Raw genomic sequence first — 2484 nt, forward strand, 5'->3', positions numbered from 1 at the left:
CAATTCAAGTGGATTCTCAACGCGTGGCAGTTTTACTATGCGTTGAGTAAAGTGTTTTATGGTGCAATGCAGCGGCTTGGCCAGTGCGTTGTTCACCACTTAATTGGGCGTTAGCTTAAAACAATAAAAATCAATTGTTTGCAGCCTGTTTTTTCTTCCTCTGGTCATTCGTTCAGGTTTCTCGGCAAATCAGCATTGTTTGCCAACGCGAGTTTCGAGCAGTTGCCTCAATTGAGTTTTGGGATTGCGCGAGGTTAGCAAATTTGGCGCAAAGTCGCTTTGGCAGTTTTACTTTCGCTTTGAGTTTTCCGGAAATGAGTTCTCAAAATTTACTGGTTTTCAAAGCGCATGAACGGCCACAAAGTTTGAGTCATTTCGGGTTTTAAAGTTCAGGTGGTTTGTTGGTTTTCCAAATCGGTGTAACCTCAGGCTTGGTAAATCTAAGGTACTGAAATTTAAGCTAACAAACTGCTTAAGCGGGATTCGCAATGCGTGGCATTTTTAGCATGCGGTGGGTTTTGTGATTAAGTCGGTGTGCGGTAGCTTTTGCAGTGCATTGCTCACCCCTTAGCAGGGCGTTATGTTTAATCACGGAAAATCAGTTGGTTGAATCTTCTCTTTGCTCCCTCGGCTTGTTGGATTTGTGTTTGTCGGCAAGTTGGTTTCAGCGGACGCTGTTTTCCGGACAATTATTCTTTGGCGCTGGAAATTCAGAGAATTGCCTCATTCAATTTTCGAGTAAGCGCGAGGTTAGGGCGGTTGGCGCAATCAGTATTTTGATCACAGGTTTTGGGGCTTGAATTGTCGAAATTCAAAGTCTGTTTTTCAAATCTATGAGTCGTTTCAGTTTTTAGGTCTTGGCTTTTGTTTGTGAATCAAAGCTGAGTTAATCTTGGTTTTGATAAAACGTAAGTCATTGAAGCTTAAACATAACAAACGGTTCAAGAGGGACAGCCAACGCGCGGCATTTTTATTATGCGTTGGTTTTTGTGGTTACGGTGTTATGCGGAAGCTTGGTAATGGCGTTGGCTGCCCCTTAACCGGGCGTTATGTTTAATCACCAAAAATCAGTTGGTTGCATCTTTTCTTGCTCCCTTGGCTTGTTGGTTTTGTGTTTGTCGGCAAGCTGGCTTCGTTTGGCGCTGCTTTCTGGACATCTATTCTTTGGCGCTGGAAATTCAGAGAATCGCCTCAGTCGATTTTCGAGTAAGCGCGAGGTTGGTTCGGCTGGCTCAATCAATATTTTGATCACAGGTTTTTGGGCTTGAATTGCCAAAATTCGAAGTCTGTTTTTCAAATCTATGAGTCGTTTCAGTTTTCTGGGTTTTGGCTTTTGTTTGTGAGTCAATGCTGGGTTAATCTTGGTTTTGGTAAAACGTAAGTCATTGAAGCTTAAACATAACAAACGCTTCAAGAGGGACAGCCAACGCGTGGCATTTTTACCATGCGTTGGTTTTTGTGATTACGATGTTATGCGGAAGCTTGGCAGTAGCGTTGGCTGCCCCTTAAGCGGGCGTTATAGCCTACAGGAGTTTCACATATGGCTTCTAGATTTGAAGAGTTGCAGTGGTTATTAATTGATATTGTGACTGACCTGCTTGCTCCAAGCCAAGTGTTTGTAGAAGAAGTTGCTAGTGAATTGTACATGCCAGTAAATCGCATGTGTTTATCACAGATTGTAATTTCTCTATGTAGATTTGATGAGGTGTATTGTCACTATGGTTTGGAGTTCAAGCAATTGCCAGATCACTTATTAGTTAAAATTAGAAACATAAAAAAGGAAATTGAGAATAGGAAAATGTACTCGTTTAGGAGTGCTTATATTGGCCATGCTTTTAAGAAGGGAAATTCTCAAAAGACGCCACTTACATCTGCTGAGATTCAGAGTGGGTTAAATCAAGTTATAGATAACGATCAAGTTGCTTTTTTTGACTGGATATTTCCGCTGGATGAGAATGTCCGAAATGGAGAGTCTGTAGTAGAAGTTCTTAATGAGGCAGCTCAATTTTTTATGGCTGAGACCTCGGTTAAGAAAAGGCTATAACAAACGCTTCAAGAGGGACAGCCAACGCGTGGCATTTTTACTATGCGTTGGTTTTTGTGGTTACGGTGTTATGCGGAAAGTTAGCAGTAGCGTTGGCTGCCCCTTAAGCGGGCGTTATGCAACTCAGGTAAATTTAGGGGCTCAATCTTTTGGGATTTCACCGGCTATTCGTTTTGTGTTGTCGGCAAATGAGCATTTTTACCCTAAAATTCTCGGTTTACTCAAGCCGTAAAACAGGCAAGGTTCTTTGTTTGCCTCAATCAGTTTTAGCGCTGGTTTATTGTCAATTCAGCGTGCGCAAAGTGTGGAAAGGGCAAGTTTATCGAGCATTTTGTACTTGCTGAAGTTTTCGCTCGTTGAGTTTTCCTGATTCAAAAGCTTGGTTTGTTGTTGAAAGGTGGACTTTGTTTTGGCGGCTCATTTATCACAGTTCTTGCTTG

General features: G+C 42.1%; 2 protein-coding genes. One reads left to right on the plus strand and one right to left on the minus strand.

The window, feature by feature from the left end; genetic code table 11:
• Positions 1–1057: 1057 nt before the first annotated feature.
• Positions 1058–1414, minus strand: a complete 357-nt coding sequence (locus AACT23_RS15070) for a hypothetical protein (RefSeq protein WP_176428647.1) — start codon at positions 1412–1414, stop codon at positions 1058–1060.
• A gap of 126 nt (positions 1415–1540) precedes the next feature.
• Here AACT23_RS15070 and AACT23_RS15075 point away from each other — a divergent pair, with 126 nt between their 5' ends.
• Entirely contained in the window at positions 1541–2044 is a 504-nt protein-coding gene (locus AACT23_RS15075) for a hypothetical protein (RefSeq protein WP_094127990.1), read from the plus strand.
• The last annotated feature ends 440 nt before the right edge of the window (positions 2045–2484 follow it).

This window comes from Vibrio sp. V09_P4A23P171 (assembly GCF_963875615.1).
Taxonomy (GTDB): Bacteria; Pseudomonadota; Gammaproteobacteria; order Enterobacterales; family Vibrionaceae; genus Vibrio; species Vibrio anguillarum.

Excerpts from the sequence above, each read along its gene's own strand:
- AACT23_RS15075 (WP_094127990.1), top strand. The coding sequence starts at position 1,541 with ATGGCTTCTAGATTTGAAGAGTTGCAGTGGTTATTAATTGATATTGTG.